2 protein-coding genes are annotated in these 2,662 nt (G+C 68.8%); both read right to left on the bottom strand.

Annotation, left to right across the window (positions count from 1 at the left end; translation table 11 throughout):
* On the bottom strand, window positions 1–1,261 hold a 1,261-nt coding region (locus RWR81_RS13550), incomplete at its 3' end, for an NADH-quinone oxidoreductase subunit M (protein WP_314458227.1).
* Window positions 1,262–1,274: 13 nt separating this feature from the next.
* On the bottom strand, window positions 1,275–2,662 hold a 1,388-nt coding region (locus RWR81_RS13555; protein WP_314458228.1), incomplete at its 5' end, for an NADH-quinone oxidoreductase subunit L.

Raw genomic sequence — 2,662 nt, forward strand, 5'->3', positions numbered from 1 at the left:
CCAGGGCCAGCGAGACCGAGAAGGTGCCGGTGAGCACCATCCACTCGGGCACGAATCCGCTCAGGCCCGGCAGGGCGATGGAGGCCAGCCCGCAGACCAGGAAGGTGCCGGCCACCAGCGGCATGACCCGGGCGATGCCTCCGAGCTCGCTGATGGCGATCGTCCCGGTGCGCCGGGCCATGAAGCCGGTCACCAGGTAGAGACCGGCGATGGACAGCCCGTGGGCCACCATGTAGACCATGGCGCCGTTGGCGGCCACCTGGTTGCCGATGAAGATCCCCAGGACCATGAAGCCGAAGTGGCTCACGGAGGTGTAGGAGATGAGCCGGTAGAGGTTGTCCTGAGCGATGGCGGCCAGGCCGCCGTAGATGATGGAGACGACCGCCAGAACCAGGATCACCGGGGCGGCCCAGCGGGACGCCTCCGGGAAGATCGGCAGGACCAGGGTGATCATCCCGAAGGTGCCGATCTTGTCCAGGACGCCGATGAGCAGCACCGAGGTACCGGGCGTGGCTTGCTCGGCGGTGTCGGGCAGCCAGGTGTGGACCGGCACCAGGGGTGCCTTGATGGCGAAGGCGATGAAGAAGGTCAGGAAGATCCAGTGCCCGGCGGCGGTGGAGACGTGCAGGTTGGCGGCCACCGAGTCGATGAGGAAGCTGGGGGCGCCGTTCTGGGCGGAGTGCAGATGGACCGCGATGACACCGATGAGCATGATGAGCCCGCCGGCCAGGGAGTACAGGAGGAACTTCAGAGCGGCGCGCTGGCGTCCCTGGCCGCCGAAGCATCCGATGAGGAAGTACACCGGGATGAGCATCGCCTCGAAGCACAGGTAGAACAGAAGCAGGTCGCGGGCCGAGAAGATGACGACGATGAAGAACTCCAGGGCCAGGACGAGCCCGGTGAACAGCCCCTGCCGGTCGGCGGGGACCTCGCCCCAGGAGGCGAGCAGGACCAGGGGCGTGACGAAGGCGGCCAGGAGGACCATGGCCAGACCCAGGCCGTTGACGCCCAGGGCCCAGGAGGCGCCGATGGCGGGGATCCACGGGTGAGTGTGGGCCAGCTGGACGGTTCCTGCATGTCCCGGATCGAAGGCGCTCAGGGCCCACAGACCCAGGGCGAGGACGGCCAGGGAGAACACGAGGCCCACGGCGCGGGCGTGGAGCCGGCGCAGCGGTGGGACCAGCCACAGCAGGAGCGCCCCGGCCAGTGGCACGATCGCCATGACGGTCAGGACGGGCAGCGATTCGGGAAGAGTCGGCATGTGTCGTGTCCTCTCAGAACCTGGCAACCAGGACGGCGATGAGTACGAGGACCGTTCCGGCCAGCATGTAGCCGGCGTAGGAGCGCACGTACCCGGACTCGGTGCGGCGGGTCAGGCGCCCCACGGCCCCGGTCCCCGCGGCGGCGCCCTCGATCACGCCGTCGACGACGTAGCGCTCGACGGCCTCGGTGGCCAGGACGAGTCCCTGTCCGGTGCGCATGGCCAGGGCCTCGTTGACGGCGTCCTGGTACATGTCCTTGCGGGCGGCCTCCACCAGGGGGTTGGCCGGTTGCAGGGCGACGGGCACCGGGCGGTGCACGTACATCCACCAGGCCACGACGACCCCGACGACGACCAGGGTGAGGGTGGCGCCCATGATGGCGGTGGCCGGCAGGACCGGCTCACCGTGCTCGGCGTGGCCGGTGACCGGTTCCAGCCAGGTGACGAACAGGTTGTTGTAGGTCAGCAGCCCTCCCAGGCCCGCGGAGAACACAGATAGGACGACCAGGGGCAGCGTCATGAGCCAGCTCGACTCGTGGGGGTGGACCTCGCCCTCCAGGTCCTTGTCCGTGGTCCAGCGCTGCTTGCCGTGGAAGATCATGAAGAACAGGCGGGACATGTAGAAGGCGGTCAGGCCCGCGCCCAGCAGGGCGACGGTTCCCAGGATCCAGGGCTTGACGCCCTCGCCGACGAAGGCGGCCTCGATGAGGCGGTCCTTGGACCAGAACCCGGAGAAGGGCGGCACCCCCAGGATGGCGAGCCAGCCGATGCCCATGGTGACCCAGGTGATCGTCATGGCGCTGCGCAGGCCGCCGAAGCGGCGCATGTTGACCTGATCGCCCATGGCGTGCATGACCGAGCCGGCCCCCAGAAAGAGCTGGGCCTTGAAGAAGCCGTGAGTGAGCAGGTGGAAGATGGCGAAGGCGTAGCCGATCGGACCGAGCCCGGCCCCCAGCATCATGTAGCCGATCTGGCTCATGGTGGAGGCGGCCAGGACCTTCTTCATGTCGTCCTTGGCGCTTCCGATGACGGCCCCCAGCAGCAGGGTGATGGCGCCGACGACGGCGACGGCCGTCTGTGCGTCCGGGGCGCCCTCGAAGACGGCGGCGGAGCGGACCATGAGGTAGACGCCTGCGGTGACCATGGTGGCGGCGTGGATGAGGGCCGAGACCGGGGTCGGGCCGGCCATGGCGTCACCGAGCCAGGCCTGCAGTGGGAACTGGGCGGACTTGCCGCAGGCCGCCAGGAGCAGGAAGAAGCCGACGGCGGTGAGCCAGCCGGTGGTCATCGCCCCGTCCATGGCGGCGGCGGACACGGTGTCGAAGGAGACCGAGCCGACCTGACCCACCATCGTCATCATGGCCAGCAGGAGGCCGACGTCGCCCACGCGGTTCATGATGA

The sequence above is a fragment of the uncultured Actinomyces sp. genome, assembly GCF_963526355.1.
GTDB lineage: Bacteria > Actinomycetota > Actinomycetes > Actinomycetales > Actinomycetaceae > Actinomyces.